This is a genomic window from Paenibacillus assamensis DSM 18201 (genome assembly GCF_000422445.1).
Classification (GTDB): domain Bacteria; phylum Bacillota; class Bacilli; order Paenibacillales; family Paenibacillaceae; genus Paenibacillus_B; species Paenibacillus_B assamensis.
Genome location: NZ_AULU01000003.1, coordinates 304660 through 321402, shown reverse-complemented (window position 1 = coordinate 321402; position 16743 = coordinate 304660). Strand labels below are relative to the sequence as shown.

Genomic DNA, 16743 nt, shown 5'->3' with positions numbered 1-16743 from the left:
TTAGCCATATATGATATAGTTAGCTCAACTTCAAATGGTGAACGGAAGAACCGTCACGAGGTATTGCTTATGCGATACTTTGTGGCGGTTTTTTTGCGTTCTTTAGTGTCTATTGATAAATTACGTGGCAAAGTTGAGCGGAATTATTTGACTAGTTATAAGGAGAGGCGGGGGATGCGATGCGTCGATTGAAGCAAGATTGGGTTGTAGCACTTCCAGACAAGCAATTGATAGAACGGCTAATAGATTATTGGAAGCATAGTCAATATAGTGAAGTATTGCAGTTGCGCGTATTTTCTCAATGGGAGACGCTCTGGCAGTATGTGAAGCTTCAGCCAGAGTGCAGATTGTTTGTTGTTGATGTCGATTGGCTTCATCGACTGGAAGCTGATGAAGAAACTACGCACATTTTATCCAAGCTAAATATATTCGTTTTGACGGATGATCCTGTATCGATACAACGTGAGGGAGTTTCGACAGCGACGCCTTATCAACCGCTTGATAAGCTCTTTGAGCAAGGGATGCGTCAAGGTTCGGCGGTATATGAAGGTGGTGCCCAGTATAGTAGCGACGGCGAGGATAGCAATCAAGGGCAGCGTAATGCGTCGGGCGGTACTTGTAAAGTTGTGACGGTCTGCTCTAGCGGTGGAGGAATTGGTAAGACGACATTAGCGTTTCAGATTGCTCATTATGCAGCGGAACTTGGCAAGAAAGTGTTTTATTGGAGCTTATCAGCCCATGCGGAATGGGATTTGTTCACTCTCTCCTCAGACAAGAGCTCTATTTCTTTTCCTACTAATGGTTTTTCCCAACTGCTTTACTGTTTGCAGCGTATGCGTACATCAGACTTGGATCCGTCCATCTATACCGTTTCAATTCCCATTCTGAGGGCGGATACATTTGAAGCTAATATTCCACAGGCTGAATGGGATGCATTGACAGGTGAGCGTATTGCGCAGGTCATTGATTGGCTCAAGCGTTCGAAGCGATACGATGTTATTGTGTTGGATGTAGATGCGAATATAACTCGTAATAAAGCAGCTATACAGATTAGTGATCAACTGCTCTGGGTTGTTGTGGATGATATGGTGCAGATGAACAAGATGGAACGCTGCTTTAATGACTGGCAATCGGAAGCTCCTTCTTGTTATGAGCAATTGCTCATGAAGGGAAAGATCGTCGTTAATCGTTATATGGGTGTGATGCTTAATCGTTGGCAACGAAATGACCTTTCGGTTGACTGCTATTTGCCTTACATTCCGCAGTGGAAACAGCTTCATCGCCATGAACAGTGGTTCAGTTCTGCTGTGTATCAAGCTGCATTGGAAGAATTGATTCAAACCCATCTGCCTTGGCTCTCCAGGCGCGAATGGAAGAGTGCTATATGAGTCGTCTCTCCTTTCCTTTTCGGTCTAAGCGTGATGAGCACCATGAGGCAGCAGAGATGGATCATATACAAGTGGGATATGAACAAACTGAAGAGCATCGTGATACAGAGCATTTATATGCTATCGTTCGTGAACGGGTTAGAGAGCAGATGGAATGGGATGAGGAACTCGAAGATGAACAATTACAGGTTCGAATCGAGCAGGTTCTATTTACACTTCCAGAAATGAAGCGACTGACTTCTCAAGAAATGCATTCGATTGTGATGCGTGTTTTTCATAGCTTCCGGGGTCTAGATGCGTTGCAACCGTTGGTGGATGACCCCTCAGTTACAGAAATTATGATTAACGGTCATCAGGAAATATTTATTGAGCGGGATGGAAGAATGGAACAGTTAGAGATGGAGTTTGAGAACCGAGAAAAACTTGAAGACATTATTCAAGCAATCGTATCTCAAGTGAATCGTGTCGTAAATGAATCTTCACCGATTGTAGACGCAAGGCTATCGGACGGTTCGCGGGTGCATGTTGTGCTTCCACCGATAGCTCTCAAAGGCCCAACTGTCACGATTCGTAAATTTCCTACACAGCCTATGACGATGGATGATTTAGTACGGAGAGGTGCTGTTACAGCAGAAGCGTCAGAGCTCTTGAAGACACTCATTCAGGCGAAGTATAACATTTTCATTAGCGGAGGAACGGGTTCGGGCAAGACGACATTTTTAAATGCATTGTCGCAATATATTCCCTCTAGTGAACGAGTTGTTACCATCGAAGATGCTGCAGAGTTGCAAATTATAACGGTGCCGAATCTGGTTGGCTTGGAGACGCGAAATGCCAATACCGAGGGCAAAGGTGCCATTCCGATGCGAGATTTAATTCGAGCATCACTTCGGATGCGACCCAATCGAGTTGTGGTCGGAGAGGTCCGTGGTGCTGAAGCCCTTGATATGTTGCAGGCTATGAATACTGGGCATGATGGGAGCTTATCGACTGGCCATGCGAACAGTGCGCGCGACATGATGAGCCGCTTGGAAACGATGGTGCTGAGTGGGGCGAACCTTCCTTTGCCAGTTATACGACAGCAAATTGCGTCCGCTCTTGATATTATCGTCCATCTAGCCCGCATTCGAGATGGATCTCGCAAAGTGCTGGAGATCGCGGAGGTTATTGGTATGGAAGGAGGTGAGATTGTGCTCTTTCCGCTGTACACATTTGATGAGGAAGGCGAAGTAGATGGGGTTGTGCATGGCAAATTAACATGCAAAGGTTCATTGCAAGAACGCTGGAAGCTGCAAATGGCCGGACTACGTTGCCCTAATGAGGAGGGGGATGATGCAAAGCGAACCTAACAAACGTTTTTCTATGAACAAATCCAAGGAACAGGGCTTGCCAGATTACACGGTATATCAACAATCCGTTGGAGAATATGCTTTTGGACTAGTGATAGGTATAAGCTGTATGTCATTTGTAGGTTATTTATTTTATCAGCATTTCATAGGGGTCATTATTTTTGGTGCTCTTGGCTTATATTATCCGCAAATTCGAGGTCGTGGTCTGATTGAGCGCCGTCGGGCACAATTGACACTCCAGTTTAAGCAGGCACTTCATTCTATATCTTCGTCATTGTCTGCGGGAAGATCGATTGAAAATGCTCTTAAAGAAGCATCACATGATTTAAAGATGCTGTATCCTGGTGTCGAAGTTGATATGATGCGGGAACTTCGCATTATACGAGCCAGAATGGAAAACGGGGTGCCTATGGAAAAGGCCATGATGGACTTTAGTCAACGTGCTAATCAAGATGATATCTCGAATTTTGTTGATGTTATCGTGACTTGTAAACGATTAGGCGGTGATCTTGTTGAAGTTGTACGAAGAACATCTACCGTTATAAGCGAGAAGATGGATATTGTACAAGAAATCGAGGTGCTAATAGCCCAGAAGCGGCTGGAAATGAAGGCGATGATGGTGGCACCCTTTTTCTTTATTGGATTTATTAACTTTAGTTCACCAGATTTTATGGCCCCTTTATATGAAGGTGGTGGGAGAATTCTTGCAACGATCTCATTAGTTTTGCTCTTTGTAGGAATAAGGCTTTTAAAGAAAATGATGAACATTCGAGTATAACTCGTTCGTTACCGAATTAGGCGGTGATTGTATATGTTGGGACAATGGCTATGGTTCGCAGCATTTGCTATGATGCTGGTCATTTTTATTGCCGGTCACATGCAAGCAAGAGGGAATCATTATGAAATTATTAGTCAAGTAGATCCTTCGTATAAGCTCGTGATGTGGCTACCATTCGCTTTGCATTTGACAGGCAAGTTTCAACGGATTTTGGATACGCATCTGATATTCGTCTCTCTTAGACAGGCTATTTTTCAATTGCACGGTCCGCAAGCTTTTTATGTTCGATATCGTCTCTTCGTAGGTGAGGCAATGCTAATCGTATACATTGGCACTATGGCAGCGCTGCTGTTGCCAGCAGTAACTGATGGTAGTGCCATTAATTTCGTGGGTGCATGGATGCTGGCGCTAATTCTTCCGTTGGTGAAGTCAAAGGAGCTTATGAACAAGTCTGTACAGAAACAACAAGACATACAGATGGAGCTACCTGAGCTTCTAAGCAAATTAAGCTTGCTCGTTCAAGCAGGAGAAACAGTCCAAAAGGCGCTTGCTATATGTGTACAGCGTAAAGGGGAGCACTTGAATCATCCGTTGTATATGGAACTGAATCGTATGTTGAAAGATGTGCAGAACGGTTATTCGTTTGCACAGGCACTAGAGCAATTTTCCAAGCGCTGCGCGGTTCAAGAGGCTGCTATGTTTACGACGACGATTTTGATGAATCAGAAGCGAGGCGGAGCATCGTTCGTATTGGCGATGGAGGATTTGGGTAGGCAGTTGTGGGACAAGCGTAAGGCAGTTGCACGCAAAAGGGGAGAAGAAGCATCAACGAAGCTTATATTTCCGATGATGCTGATGTTTCTTGTCGTGTTAGCGGTTGTCGGCGGACCTGCACTTATGATGATGGGTTAGTTGAGTGTATGTCATATCATTTGAAGATGAAAAGGAGAGATTTATATGTTGCAAGCAATGAAATTCCAATGGAAACGTTTTTGGAAAGAAGAAGACGGTTTGGGAATGGTGGAGCTAGTCGTTATTATTGCAGTGGTTGTTTTCTTGGCATTGATTTTTAGAAATCAAATTTCTAGTTTTATTTCGAGCATTATTACAGGAGCTCAAAGCAAGACAACTGATTTAATGGGGAAATGATGAGATGAGGGTATTTAGAAAATGGCGTTGGCTATCTCGTGAAGATGGGGCAGCTATTATGATAGAGGCTTCGATTGTGTTTCCTATCATACTAGTATGCACGCTAATTATGCTATTTCTAGGCATCATGATTTACCTCAAAGCTATTACTGCACATGGTGCCGTTCTCAGTTCGGAACGTGCGGGAGTTATATGGAGTAATAGTAACAAACATCCGCTAACAGGTGCGTTCCCACAGCACACCTACGATAAATTGTATTGGCGGGCACTTGACGACAAGTTAATAGACCGAGTATTTCAAGGAGGCGGCGCTGATAGCGCCTTCTCCATAGTACTTCCGAGTACAGGATCTTCTGGTAGCTTGCCTGAGAAGAAGCTAGGACTAAGCGCTGGACATATTCCTAATGGTTACAAAGGAAGCATGGAATATGGAAATAGCTTATTAGAACGTACAGTAACAACTTATTTGCAAGAGCCAGTTAAAGATAACATACTAAAACGTTTGTCAGGAAAAAGTATTGAGGTTGATGGGATGGCAGTGACAGCGGTTGTTGAACCTGCCGAGTTTATCCGTACAGTGCAATTTGTTAGATATATGCATGTCAAACTTACAGAAATGAGTGGAACGCTTGGGGCAACACCAAGAGAGGCAGGTTCTATGGTACAAAGAGCTGCTGCACCGTAGAAGGGAACTATACATAATTTCAAATGTGAAGGCGTTCTTAATTATTGATCGGGGTTCTATTTGTTGAACGGAATGAGTAGGGGGCAGTGTTGATGAACGGTACTAATGTAGCGAAACGAATGCGCAAACTTAGCATATGGGGAAGACGGTTCTGGAAGCGACAGAAGGGAGCGGTGTCTATTTTTTTAATATTTATCGTTATGGTCGTATTTATGGTCATGACGGTATTTATAGACTATGCACGTATTGCTGCAATGGAATGGCGTTCGGAAGTAATTGCTCAATCGGCAGCTCGCTCGGTTATGTCGGCTTTTGATCCTGCTTTGCAGCAACGCTATGGGTTGTTTGCGTACGGTGAGACTGAACCTGCGTTAATCGTGGAGGAAGTTCTTCGTCAACATGTACCACAGCAATCTCAGAGTTCATTTTCATGGGTCCAGCTCGAGGCGGACAGTCATTCCACGGGAGTAACTCGTCCTCTGGGGCGATTAGAAGAGTTTGAGCATCAAATTATGGAGGATATGAAATATAAAGCTCCAGTTCAGCTTGGATATGAAATATTCGGGAGAATGAAGCCGATGGCGAATGCTATGGGTGAGGCTTCGCAAGCCATGGATTTAATGCAGAAGCTAGAGAAGATGTACACCAAACGAAATCATTTGTTGGATGAAGTGATTAAAGATCAAAAAACCGCCCGTATTGCTTTTTCGGATGCGCAGTTAGATACAAAGATTATTGATGGGATTCAAGTGTTCTATAACCCTCAGCATATAGCTAGTAATCCAATCGGAACCATCAATACAGCTGCAGATATTGCGATGCAGTATAACGATTATGCTACTAAGTATGCATCTGATCAAGCTGCTGCGAAAGATAAGGATAAACAGCACCAAAGTGAAATAAAAGAATATGAGAGTGGTGCCCATTCTATAACGCTTGAACTAAAGCAAATGTCAGAGTACATGAAAAATAGGCATCAGAACTTTGTTAATCGCTCTATTACGAATCTGGAGGAAGCAAGAACGATTAATAGTCAGATGAGTACAATTGTACTTCAAGCACGCCTTAATGCACCTCCTCCAGGCTATAGTCAAGTTGGAGGTGCAAATGTTCCTACTCAGCCAGGAAGTACTGCCTCACAGGCAGATGTGCTTAATCAAATAAGACAGTCTGCCGACCAACTTGTAATGAGAGATCAATTCTTTATTGAATATGAACGTGAACTGACTCAACAAAAGACACTGGTTAGTAATTTGGATGACCGCATTAAAGGCTTCTCTTCTTTAGTTGGGCAATCATTAGGTGGGGCAGGTACGAAGCTTGCTTTAGCTCAATCCGTGTTTAATATGGCACAGCAATGGAAGCAATATGATAAAAACTACGTAGCCCTGTCTAATTTGGTTGATAAGCGTGCAGCAGAGTTGGCAGAACTTAAAGCGAAGGACAGTGAAATCGCACGTACCAAAAAAGCGGCGGATCAGAAGATGATGGAGGCAGCCGCTTTATTATCCAGTTTCACTAACTTGGGTAACCAGATGGAAGCGAACAAAGAAGGCTTTACAGATGTTAGAAAGAAAGTTGAAGCCATCCGACAATTTAATGCGTCTGAGGAAATGAAGCAAGCTGGAATTTCTAAACCTAGCAAGGATGCTAGTAAGGCAAGTTCAGAATCTATGAGTTTTATGACCACGCTGTTTAACGGCATGGGTGATACTTTAGCAAGTAGTAGAGATCGAATGTATCGCAATGAATATGCGTTTTTGTATTTTACTTCTTATGATCCTACCAAGCTGCAATCGATTATGACTTCAGTAGTGAACATACCGAATAGCATTGTCGAATCACTAGGCGTTCACAATCAAGAGTTGGAATACATCCTATATGGATTAGATCATCATTTTAGTAATATTGCAGCTGCCTATGGTGAAATATTTGCTGCTCGATTAGCTATTCGAACGATGGAGGGGTTCGTGGAGAATAGACATCTTGTTCATCCACTGCTCATTACTGCCGCAGCTATCCTGTATGGGATTACACAAGCTATATTAGACATGCAATTACTAGTGACAGTAAACCAAATCCCACTATCTAAGTATACACCGAATATAAAGCTTACTTATGCGGATCATTTACGGATCTTTATGATGGCACATGGAGATCGAGAGGATATGATGCTGCGTATGTTGGGGCTCATTCACTACAACACAGGTACAGATCCTACAACAAGCGGAACTTATGCAGAGACTCAATTAAGGACGAAGATGAAATTATGGTTTTTGCCAGGGCTGATGAAGCTTCTGGGGCACAGTGGGATGTTAGGAGGACAGGTTGTTAATGGAAAGTACGAGAGCAGTAAAACATCTGTATTTTCTTATTAAACATCGACTACAGGAACGGTCCCTTTACCCAAAACGACGTCTATTATCTCGCGCTGATGAGAATGGTAGCATTATTGTTGAAGCGGCACTGCTGCTACCTATGGTATTGCTGTTATTTCTGTTCTTTATTTATATGATACAGGCCGCTGTTATATCTACCGCTTTGCAATCCGCAGCAACGAATAGTGTAAAGCAGGTAGCGACACATATGTATCCGGTAGCATTAGCAGCGGAAGCGCTTCCTCCTGTGTGGGAGACGGGGCCAATCGGGAGAGTCATGTCTAAACCTCCAATTGCTAATGCTCAGCTTCTCATCACTGAATTTGTAAATACATTTGGAGTATCACTGCCAGAGCCTGTATCCAGTTGGGTGAGCTCTGGCAAGGACTGGGTAGGTAATCAGGTTCATTCCCTTGGCGAACAATTACAAGCGCCTGCTGGTCAAGCTATGTTTCAACCGCTCTTGGCGAGATACGGTATTCAACATGTATTAGTAGCTGACCGAATACGAGTAACGCATTTGAAGCTTCCTGACCTCAAAGGAAAGCAGTCTCCCTTTATTTCGCTGCAAATCGAATATGATCTGCCAATGAGGGTACCTTTCACGATGGAAAAAGTGACGTTAACTGCACGAGCTTCTGAGCGAGTATGGATTGGGGATGGTCCTCCTCCAAATTCGAAAAACGGACAAGCGGGATCATCCAAAGATAAGCCGCCGCCTCAATTAGGAACGTTATCTCCTCAGCCGCTTCGCCCAGGAGGCAAAGCAAGTTTAGATGCTAAAGTTGAGCCAAATGAACGGGTAGAGCTTGTTGTCTATTGGAAAAGTGGGAAAAGCGAGGCGAAGCATGTTGGCTGGGCTGAAGCTGATGCCAACGGCAATATTAGTTGGACTTGGCATATATCAGGGAATACACAGCCAGGTACTTGGAAGCTGGAAGTACGGACGGCTGATGGTCGCTCGAGCACGATGATGTTCGACGTCGAGAAAAAATGAAGTGAGGTGCTGGGCATTTGAATGGTGCTGATATGATAGGGGCTCTATTAGTAGTTTTTGCTTGTGTAACAGATGTGCGAAAGCGAATTATACCGAATTATCTCACAGTAACTGCTGTTGTTGGAGCCTTACTATTCCACTCCATAATGACTGGAATTGACGGATTACTATTTGTGTTTAAAGGCATTATGATTGGCTTTATTCCTTTATTCCTATTATATGTGATGCGGACAGTTGGGGCAGGCGACGTGAAGTTTTTTGCTGCGCTGGGCGCATGGATGGGAGGGGGATTCATCTGGGATACCTTTATGCTCTCAATCATATACGGCGGGTTAATTGCGCTAGCGATTCTCCTATATCAATATCGCACATTAGGCAAAAGGTTGCTGCGATCCTTGCTGCTGTTCATCGGATTACAGTCATTAGAACCGATTAAGGATGTCATTCGTCAGCCAGCTACATTTCCATTTATGATCGCGGTCGCTCCGGCAGCTGTATCGGTTTATTCATTTTCTTTGTATGCTGTGTAACAGTAGCTGCTTGGATTAAGGAGCAAGTTGAGAGCGAGAAAGGAGTTCCACTGTGTACGGGTATAAGGCGGATTTTGTTCATGATGGTAAAGTAATGATGAAAGTTGTTCGTGACCCAGCGATACGATCAGACGAATTGGACATGCATGCTATAAAGATGATGCAGCGGCATCCTATTCCACAGATGCTTACCCTTGATGTGCGAGAAATCGATTTTAATGTTGAACTTTATTTCGATATTAGCGGTAAAAAAATGCTTCAGCAGCTATTTCGTAGTGAAAAGTTAACAGAAATGCAGCTGTATGAGTGGTTACTACAATTGATGCGAATGGTAGAAGATTGTCGCTCATATATGCTGCACCCTAATCAATTGCTGCTTCATGAACAATTTATATTCATTGAAGGGGGGATTGCGCAAGGAGTTCTGTACGTGCCTTATATACCGATACAAGCGGCATTGCACGAGAACAGTATGATGGAGAGTATGTGTCGTCTTGCTATCCAACTATCAGGCAGTGTATCAAGTTGGAAAGGGGATACTTTTCAACAGATGGTTCGTATGCTGCACGACGGCAGTTACTCCATAACTCAAGTACGTCAATTCGTCCAAACGGCTATCGCTAAACCATTGGCTGGTGTGAGTACATGGAACAGCAGTACTGATGTTTCTTCGGGGGTTACAACTGGTCGTACGTCATTTAGTGAAATAAATGCTATGGGGGATTTATCTAGGAATCCACATACCAGCAATACCAGCAATGAAAGTTACAACTCTATTCCACCCGTTAAATCTAAGTCTTCAATGAGCGGAATAGCTCACTCCTATTCGCAACATACAGCAGAGGCTCGTCCCTCGATGTCAGATCAAATGAATGCTAATCGAATGACTACTACACGTGCAATGAATGAAACTAATACTAATTTTTCTGCCCATTTAGATTCTGCTGAATTACAATATCGGAATCAACTTGCATGGCCGGAGCCTGATGCCGAAGAAGACAGCGGTGAGCTTCAACCACTACAATCACAGTCGCCAATTATCGGGGTGGCTATTGCAGTTATAATATCTGTACTGGGGTGGAAATTCGGTTACATGGAGAGTCGTGATTCCATTGGCATGCTTTTGAGTTCCACAGCTACAGCAGTAGCTCTCTTTATGGGATTTGCATGGTGGAAAGGTTGGTTCTTAGGGATGGTGGTCTGGTTCCGAAATGGCAGCAAACGTGATAAAGCTAAGAGCACTCAGAAAAAGTGGTCTGTTGCTCCTGCAACAGGTATGCTGCCTGATTTCGCATCGGTAGAGCTGCCTTCAACTTTGTTGTCTCCCCCAACGACCACAGCCAATCCTCAAAAAACAAATATTAACTCTACACCATCATTTGTTAGGCCACCGTTTCGATCGCCAGAGCGGGTATCGCTTGAATCTCATTATGATGATATGTCAGAACATACGACCTTGATGAGCGGAGGTCAATTTGATGCAACTACCCTGCTTGATTCCTCTGTGGGGGATTTGGAAGCAAATGCTCCGATTATTTTTTCACTTGAACGTCTTGCTTCTGACGAGAGAACGGTGGAAGAAGCGATTCCGATTACGGAGTGGCCATTCATAATTGGAAGGGGAGCTCAAGGGGTACATCATGCATTGTCCTTGATGGGTATTTCCAAGATGCACTGTGAGTTGAATAGGCATGACGGTCAGTATGTTATTCAAGATTTAGGTTCAAAAAATGGCACTGAGCTGCAAAATGATATGCTGATTCCATATAAAAAGTATCCGCTCCACGAAGGAGACCATATTCGAATCATTGATTATGTATATCGGGTGAGTATGAAAAAATCGCGTGCGTCTAGAGCATCGCACATACGCTGAGGGTAAGCTTTATGATAATAGCACAGCCGATTCCTATCAGTACATAGAATAGGTGTTTGGGATATGGATGAATCTCAGCTCAAACGAGAGTATGTTTCTTTAATAATTGTTTGAAGCCCTGCATGTTAGCGCAATGGTCATGCAGGGCTTCTTTGTTATGTCAAATGGTCTTCAAAATTGGATGAAGTCTAACGTGGGTGAGGCCATCCTACCTTTCTTTCAAGGCAAGCAGCGCTTGTTCTACAGATGGGTATCGGAACTGGTATCCGTGCTGCAATGCCTTCGCTGGGAATACATGTTGTCCTTCCAAGACTAGAATGGACATTTCACCGAGTAATAGTTTCAAAGCGGTAGCAGGCACAGGAAGCCAATGAGGCTTTTCATAGATGCTGCTAATCTTACGTCCGAATTCATCATTGGTTATGGATTCTGGAGCACTGGCATTCACTACGCCACTTAATGTTTTGTCATTGACAATAAAGTCGATCAAGCGAACGATATCATCGATATGGATCCAAGAGAATGGCTGTTGGCCGCTGCCTATCCGGCCACCGAATCCTAGTCGATAGGGTAGCAATATTTTCTGAAAGGCTCCTCCTTCAGAGGAAAGTACAGGAGCGATGCGAAGTTTTACTGTGCGTTGTGCGGGTACTTGATCGGCTGCTGCTTCCCATTGTCGGACAACATCGGATAAGAAATCCTGTCCTGCTGGAGGTGACTGCTCATCGAATGTATCCCTATCAGAGCTACCATATACGGAAGAGCCAGAAGCAGAAATTAGTAAGGGCAGCACTCCATTACGTTTAGAAGCCCATTCCGCTATTTTTCTTGTAGGCTCTAGACGAGACTTGCGTATTCTTTCTTTTGCTTGATCATTCCAACGTTGATTAATGGTCTCGCCTGCTAAATTCACAACAACGTCTACATCTTCTACAATGGCTGGCATTTGAGCTAGCTGAGACCATGTGAGATACATCGATTGGCGTGTACGAGACGAGTGGTCAACTGCTGGTACAGAGCGGGTTAGTATGATGACTTCATGCCCTTCGTGCAGCCATTTTTCAGCTAACTTTGTTCCAATTAGACCTGTACCGCCGCTAAGTAACATTTTCAATTGAAACCAACTCCCTAACGATTATGATAGTAGATTCATAACCAATTCAGTAAGTATTGCACCAAATCTTAGTGTTTGTTACAGTCTATCACAACAAAAAAGTAGACATGGCAATACGCACATATCTACTTGATAAAATTATGATTGCAGTAAGTGCTCGTAAGCACTGTAATCAATATTGTGGTTTTTCAAGTTCTTTATTAGGTATTTGTAATCCCGTTTAGGGGTAGCCTTGATGTAGCCTTCTATACAATGATCATGTGTCACTTGAGAAGCACCGCTTTCCACTGCAAGCTGGCCAATCTTAGCAGCAATTGTATGCTTGGCTATGTCTCGAAATGCATTGGGGACAGGATCAACAAATAGATTTAGCAGTGCCTTGGACTCTTCTGTCCATAATGGACGACTGCGTTCTACCCAATAATTTTGCCAATCGAGCTTCGACTTGCCATCGCGCATAGGAAGAACTTTAAGAAACTTTCGAAACATAAAGTAGCCGCCGATGGCCATTAGGCCAACTAGAATAAACGTCCATGCGGTGATTGTGTTGAGAAACCCGTCACTAGGTCGGGTTGCCGCTAAAGGAAATAAAGAAAACATGATGTGCATTAGGCTCACCTCTTGTGAATTTCCTGAATTTACATATGGTACTTCGAATTATACCGCATTCCTAGATTTATTTCGATATAACCTGTAAAATAGGTACAATTAGTTGATAAAAGGAGTTGTATTATGCTGAAAATTGGCTCTCACGTATCATTCTCGGATAAAGGATTGCTCACAGCGGCAAAGGAAGCTGCTTCATACGGCTCCAGCTCGTTCATGATATACACGGGTGCACCTCAGAACACTAGACGCAAACCTATCGAGTCCCTATATATTGAAGAAGGCAAGCAGCTTATGGAGAAGAACGGCGTCGAAGAAATTGTCGTTCATGCTCCGTATATTATTAATCTTGGTTCGTACAAGCCAGACACGTTCGAGCTTGCTGTGAACTTTTTGCAAGAAGAAATTCGACGCACGCATCATATTGGTGTGAAGCAAATCGTGCTTCACCCTGGTGCATATACAGATAAAGATGCAGAATATGGATTGGCTCGTATCGCTGAAGGGCTTAATGAAGTGCTGAATAATACTCAGGATACGGATGTACACATTGCTTTGGAGACGATGGCGGGCAAAGGTACAGAAATGGGTCGCAGCTTTGAGGAGCTTGCTACAATTATCGATAAAGTGCAATTGAACAGTCGATTGACCGTTTGTTTAGATACTTGTCACGTACATGATGCTGGGTACGACATCGTTAATGATCTAGATGGTGTATTAGCAGAGTTTGATCGCCTTGTTGGCTTGGATCGTATTGCAGTTGTGCATTTAAATGACAGCAAAAATCCAACAGGGGCTCGCAAAGACCGCCATGCACCAATCGGAGCAGGATGGATTGGTTTTGAAGGCATTCATCGTATCGTTCACCATGAAGCGCTGCAAGGCCGTCCATTTATTTTGGAGACTCCATGGATTGGTAAAGATCCAAAGAAACAGCGCCCGATGTATGAAGCTGAGATCGCGCTTCTGCGCGGCAATGTATTGGAGCGTTTTGGTGCATCCATCATCGAGGATGTAGAACGCATTGACAGCTTGATGAGTAAGGAAGGCCTAGATCGTCGTGGCTTTGTTCTGGATACTTGGGATGTTATTAAGTCCGATGCGAAGGCACGCAAAGCTGACCCACGTGAGCCAATGGAGCGTCTATACGACACCATTATGGCAGCTGGATTGTTCCCGGAACTGTCAGAAGAAGAAGTGAATCAGCGTTTGAGCGTTTGGTTTGCGGGCAGTAAAGTCATTTCTAAATAAGAAGTTATCCAGTGGGGGAGAAATAAATGACACATCAACATACAATGACACAAGCTCGTCTGGAAGCAGATAAGGAGCGTTTGAATCGGGGTAGAATGCTGATCTCTTGCCCAGACCGGGCGGGGATTGTCGCAGCGGTGTCTAAGTTTTTGTTTGAGCATGACGCAAACATTGTTCAATCTGATCAATATACGATGGACCCAGATGGCGGCATGTTCTTTATGCGTATCGAATTCGATATGGCTGAACTGGGAGAGCGTCTTGCACAGTTGAAGAAGGATTTTACAGGGATTGCGGAGTCGTTCGAAATGCAGTGGCGCATGACGCGAGTCTGTGATAAGAAGCGTCTTGCTATTTTTGTTTCCAAAGAAGACCACTGCCTTGTAGAGCTATTATGGCAGTGGCAAGCAGGGGACTTGGATGCTGAGATCGTGATGGTTATTAGTAATCATAATGATATGCGAGAATTCGTAGAGTCATTTGGTATTCCATATCATCACATACCAGTTACACCTGATACAAAGGCAGAGGCGGAGCGTCGCCAGATCGAGTTAGTAGAAGATAAAGCAGATGTTATTATTTTGGCGCGCTACATGCAGATAATTTCTCCTCGTTTCATTGAGGTATATAAAAACCAAATTATTAATATTCATCACTCCTTCCTTCCTGCGTTCGTTGGTGGTAAGCCGTATCATCAAGCGTATACACGTGGTGTAAAATTGATTGGAGCTACAGCTCATTTTGTTACGGAAGAGTTAGACGGCGGTCCGATCATCGAGCAGGACGTTAGCCGTGTTACACACAGTGCGGATGTAAATGAGCTGAAACGAATTGGACGTACGATTGAGCGTATCGTGTTAGCTCGTGCTGTTCAATGGCATGCTGAAGATCGTGTTCTTGTTCACCAGAACAAGACCGTTGTTTTTAATTAGTAGTTAGGAAAGAATTAGTTTGAAATAATGGGCCGGACGAAATGTGTTATAAGATCGTCTGGCTCTTTATTTGGCATGAGGAAAGGGGGAGGTTGCGTGCCAATTGTATGGCTTGTTGTTATTGTATGTGCCATCGCAGCTGTCTTGTATGGTGTAGTGGTCATAAAGCGACGAGATCGTTCTCAGGTAAATGTCATTCCAATTACGAAAAGATCGAAGGCGAAACCGTTGCAACAGACGGGGCAAAAATGTTCATTTTGTAAAACTCCATCCCAAAAGCTGATTTTCTATGCAAGAGAAAATGGTACTATCGTTGGCTTATGCAAAGATTGTAGGCCAAAAGCAGAACGTCAGAACATGCTTCCTTTGTAAAAGAGTGCTTATGGTGAGGGGAGCAATTATATACACGTAATAAGTCTAGCCCCGTTTAAAAGGTGCTGGACTTATTTGCGTTTTACCAATCCAGCACCAAACTCCATAAGCCCAATTAATAGTCATAGCGCTCTTTTATTACTTTGCTCCTTACCTTTAGACGAAGGTGTGTAAGTAAGGATTGCTCCTCCAATGAGAAAGACACCGCTTAAATAAAATACGGAAACAATGCCAGCGGACGTACCAATAAAGCCAAAAAATAAGGGTGCAATCACTTGTGATAAGCGATTGGTAGATAAGCGCAATCCAAGAACTTCACCTGTGCGATCAGGTGGTGATGCATTAAATATAGTAGTCATCGATAACGGCTGACCGCAGCCAAGGCCTAGACCCATTATAGTACTAATGATCGCCATTAAAATAAAAGGAGTCGTGAGCGGAACGAGCATAAATGCGAAGCCGGCAATTAAGATGGAGCCAATTAGAACAAGCTCTCTGCTGTATCTTTTCGTTAATGGAGACAGGAACAGGCGAACAGCCACCATAGCCATACTTTGAATTGCGATTATCCATCCGATTCCAATATCGGACATCCCCCACTCCGCACCTAGAAGGGGGAAGTAGGCAACAAAGATATCGCGAGAATATAAGACTAAAGCGCTCGACAAGAGTGCCTTGCGCAGTGTAGAGCTTCGAAGTAAGCCAAATGATCCACCTGTGTTTGAACGACTTACTTTGGCATGATTCATAGCCGGCAGTGATCGCTCTTCCCGTTGGCCAGAAATAAACCATGATAGTATAAATGGGATGATTCCGATTAGAACGGAAATGAAGAAGGTATGTACATAAGATGTATGATGAGCAATATATCCACCAAGTACGGGACCGAACACACCACCTAAAGCTACAGACATGCTGAGCCAGCCGTAATATTGATCACGCTGTGCGGGGGGAGCAATTCGCCCGACCATATTTTGAAGAGCAATCGTTACCATAATTCGTGAGATGCCAATAATCATTTGTGAAATATATAGAGCAGTTAATGAAGGCCACACATAGGGAAGAAATAGTCCAATCATCATTCCTATTACACCTGCCATATTAGGGATTTTGTCCCCGATACGATCTGTCATTTTGCCTAGGTAAATAGCAAATATGACGGGTAAAAAAGCATAGGAAGCGGTCAGCATTCCGATATCGAATGTGCTGGCTCCAAGCTGTGTGCTGAGCAGGGAGATAGTCGGACGCGTCATATACAGCATTGTTTCTATTCCAAATATTACGGCATAAATACGAATGAGAAGGGCCATCTGCAACACACCTTGTCTGTGGAATGTGATT

16 protein-coding genes are annotated in these 16743 nt (G+C 43.7%); 13 read left to right on the top strand and 3 right to left on the bottom strand.

Annotated elements, in window-relative coordinates:
* Nucleotides 1-179 precede the first annotated feature (179 nt).
* The 10 genes from H580_RS0101225 (at nucleotide 180) to H580_RS0101180 (ending at nucleotide 11127) form a co-directional block, all read left to right on the top strand.
* A complete protein-coding gene (locus H580_RS0101225) occupies nucleotides 180-1388 on the top strand; it encodes a P-loop NTPase family protein (RefSeq protein WP_028593181.1) in 1209 nt (402 codons plus the stop codon).
* Between the two features lie 56 nt (nucleotides 1389-1444).
* Nucleotides 1445-2737, top strand: coding sequence for a TadA family conjugal transfer-associated ATPase (locus H580_RS0101220; protein ID WP_051217189.1), 1293 nt, complete (start codon nucleotides 1445-1447; stop codon nucleotides 2735-2737).
* A complete protein-coding gene (locus H580_RS0101215; RefSeq protein ID WP_245583452.1) occupies nucleotides 2718-3515 on the top strand; it encodes a type II secretion system F family protein in 798 nt (265 codons plus the stop codon). The genes H580_RS0101220 and H580_RS0101215 overlap by 20 nt, the downstream gene beginning before the upstream one ends.
* Before the next feature lie 33 nt (nucleotides 3516-3548).
* The gene (locus H580_RS0101210; protein ID WP_028593178.1) at nucleotides 3549-4427 is read left to right on the top strand and encodes a type II secretion system F family protein; all 879 of its coding nucleotides are present in this window, start codon (nucleotides 3549-3551) and stop codon (nucleotides 4425-4427) included.
* Between the two features lie 45 nt (nucleotides 4428-4472).
* Complete coding sequence (locus tag H580_RS0101205; RefSeq protein ID WP_028593177.1) at nucleotides 4473-4664, top strand: Flp1 family type IVb pilin; 192 nt, start codon at nucleotides 4473-4475, stop codon at nucleotides 4662-4664.
* Nucleotides 4665-4668: 4 nt separating this feature from the next.
* Nucleotides 4669-5349 carry a pilus assembly protein gene (locus tag H580_RS0101200; RefSeq protein ID WP_028593176.1) on the top strand — a complete coding sequence of 227 codons (681 nt, stop codon included), beginning with the start codon at nucleotides 4669-4671 and terminating at the stop codon, nucleotides 5347-5349.
* A gap of 92 nt (nucleotides 5350-5441) precedes the next feature.
* The gene (locus H580_RS0101195; RefSeq protein ID WP_051217135.1) at nucleotides 5442-7727 is read left to right on the top strand and encodes a hypothetical protein; all 2286 of its coding nucleotides are present in this window, start codon (nucleotides 5442-5444) and stop codon (nucleotides 7725-7727) included.
* The gene (locus H580_RS0101190) at nucleotides 7684-8724 is read left to right on the top strand and encodes a pilus assembly protein (protein WP_157282623.1); all 1041 of its coding nucleotides are present in this window, start codon (nucleotides 7684-7686) and stop codon (nucleotides 8722-8724) included. The genes H580_RS0101195 and H580_RS0101190 overlap by 44 nt, the downstream gene beginning before the upstream one ends.
* Before the next feature lie 17 nt (nucleotides 8725-8741).
* The gene (locus tag H580_RS0101185; RefSeq protein ID WP_051217134.1) at nucleotides 8742-9254 is read left to right on the top strand and encodes an A24 family peptidase; all 513 of its coding nucleotides are present in this window, start codon (nucleotides 8742-8744) and stop codon (nucleotides 9252-9254) included.
* Nucleotides 9255-9306: 52 nt separating this feature from the next.
* A complete protein-coding gene (locus H580_RS0101180) occupies nucleotides 9307-11127 on the top strand; it encodes a DUF6382 and FHA domain-containing protein (protein ID WP_028593172.1) in 1821 nt (606 codons plus the stop codon).
* Between the two features lie 208 nt (nucleotides 11128-11335).
* On the opposite strand, the gene H580_RS0101175 is transcribed toward H580_RS0101180, so the two are convergent.
* Together H580_RS0101175 and H580_RS0101170 are read right to left on the bottom strand one after the other, a co-directional pair.
* Nucleotides 11336-12235: a TIGR01777 family oxidoreductase gene (locus H580_RS0101175; RefSeq protein ID WP_342663175.1), complete on the bottom strand. Its 900-nt coding sequence runs from the start codon at nucleotides 12233-12235 to the stop codon at nucleotides 11336-11338.
* Between the two features lie 144 nt (nucleotides 12236-12379).
* Complete coding sequence (locus tag H580_RS0101170; RefSeq protein WP_028593170.1) at nucleotides 12380-12850, bottom strand: DUF2621 family protein; 471 nt, start codon at nucleotides 12848-12850, stop codon at nucleotides 12380-12382.
* A gap of 123 nt (nucleotides 12851-12973) precedes the next feature.
* Here H580_RS0101170 and H580_RS0101165 point away from each other — a divergent pair, with 123 nt between their 5' ends.
* From H580_RS0101165 to H580_RS22905, 3 genes are all read left to right on the top strand, one after another.
* A complete protein-coding gene (locus tag H580_RS0101165) occupies nucleotides 12974-14098 on the top strand; it encodes a deoxyribonuclease IV (protein ID WP_028593169.1) in 1125 nt (374 codons plus the stop codon).
* Nucleotides 14099-14124: 26 nt separating this feature from the next.
* A complete protein-coding gene (gene purU, locus H580_RS0101160) occupies nucleotides 14125-15030 on the top strand; it encodes a formyltetrahydrofolate deformylase (RefSeq protein ID WP_036604270.1) in 906 nt (301 codons plus the stop codon).
* A 96-nt stretch (nucleotides 15031-15126) separates the two neighbouring features.
* A complete protein-coding gene (locus H580_RS22905) occupies nucleotides 15127-15402 on the top strand; it encodes a hypothetical protein (protein WP_036604269.1) in 276 nt (91 codons plus the stop codon).
* A gap of 122 nt (nucleotides 15403-15524) precedes the next feature.
* On the opposite strand, the gene H580_RS22900 is transcribed toward H580_RS22905, so the two are convergent.
* Nucleotides 15525-16712, bottom strand: a complete 1188-nt coding sequence (locus H580_RS22900; protein ID WP_084508803.1) for an MFS transporter — start codon at nucleotides 16710-16712, stop codon at nucleotides 15525-15527.
* Between the last annotated feature and the right edge of the window lie 31 nt (nucleotides 16713-16743).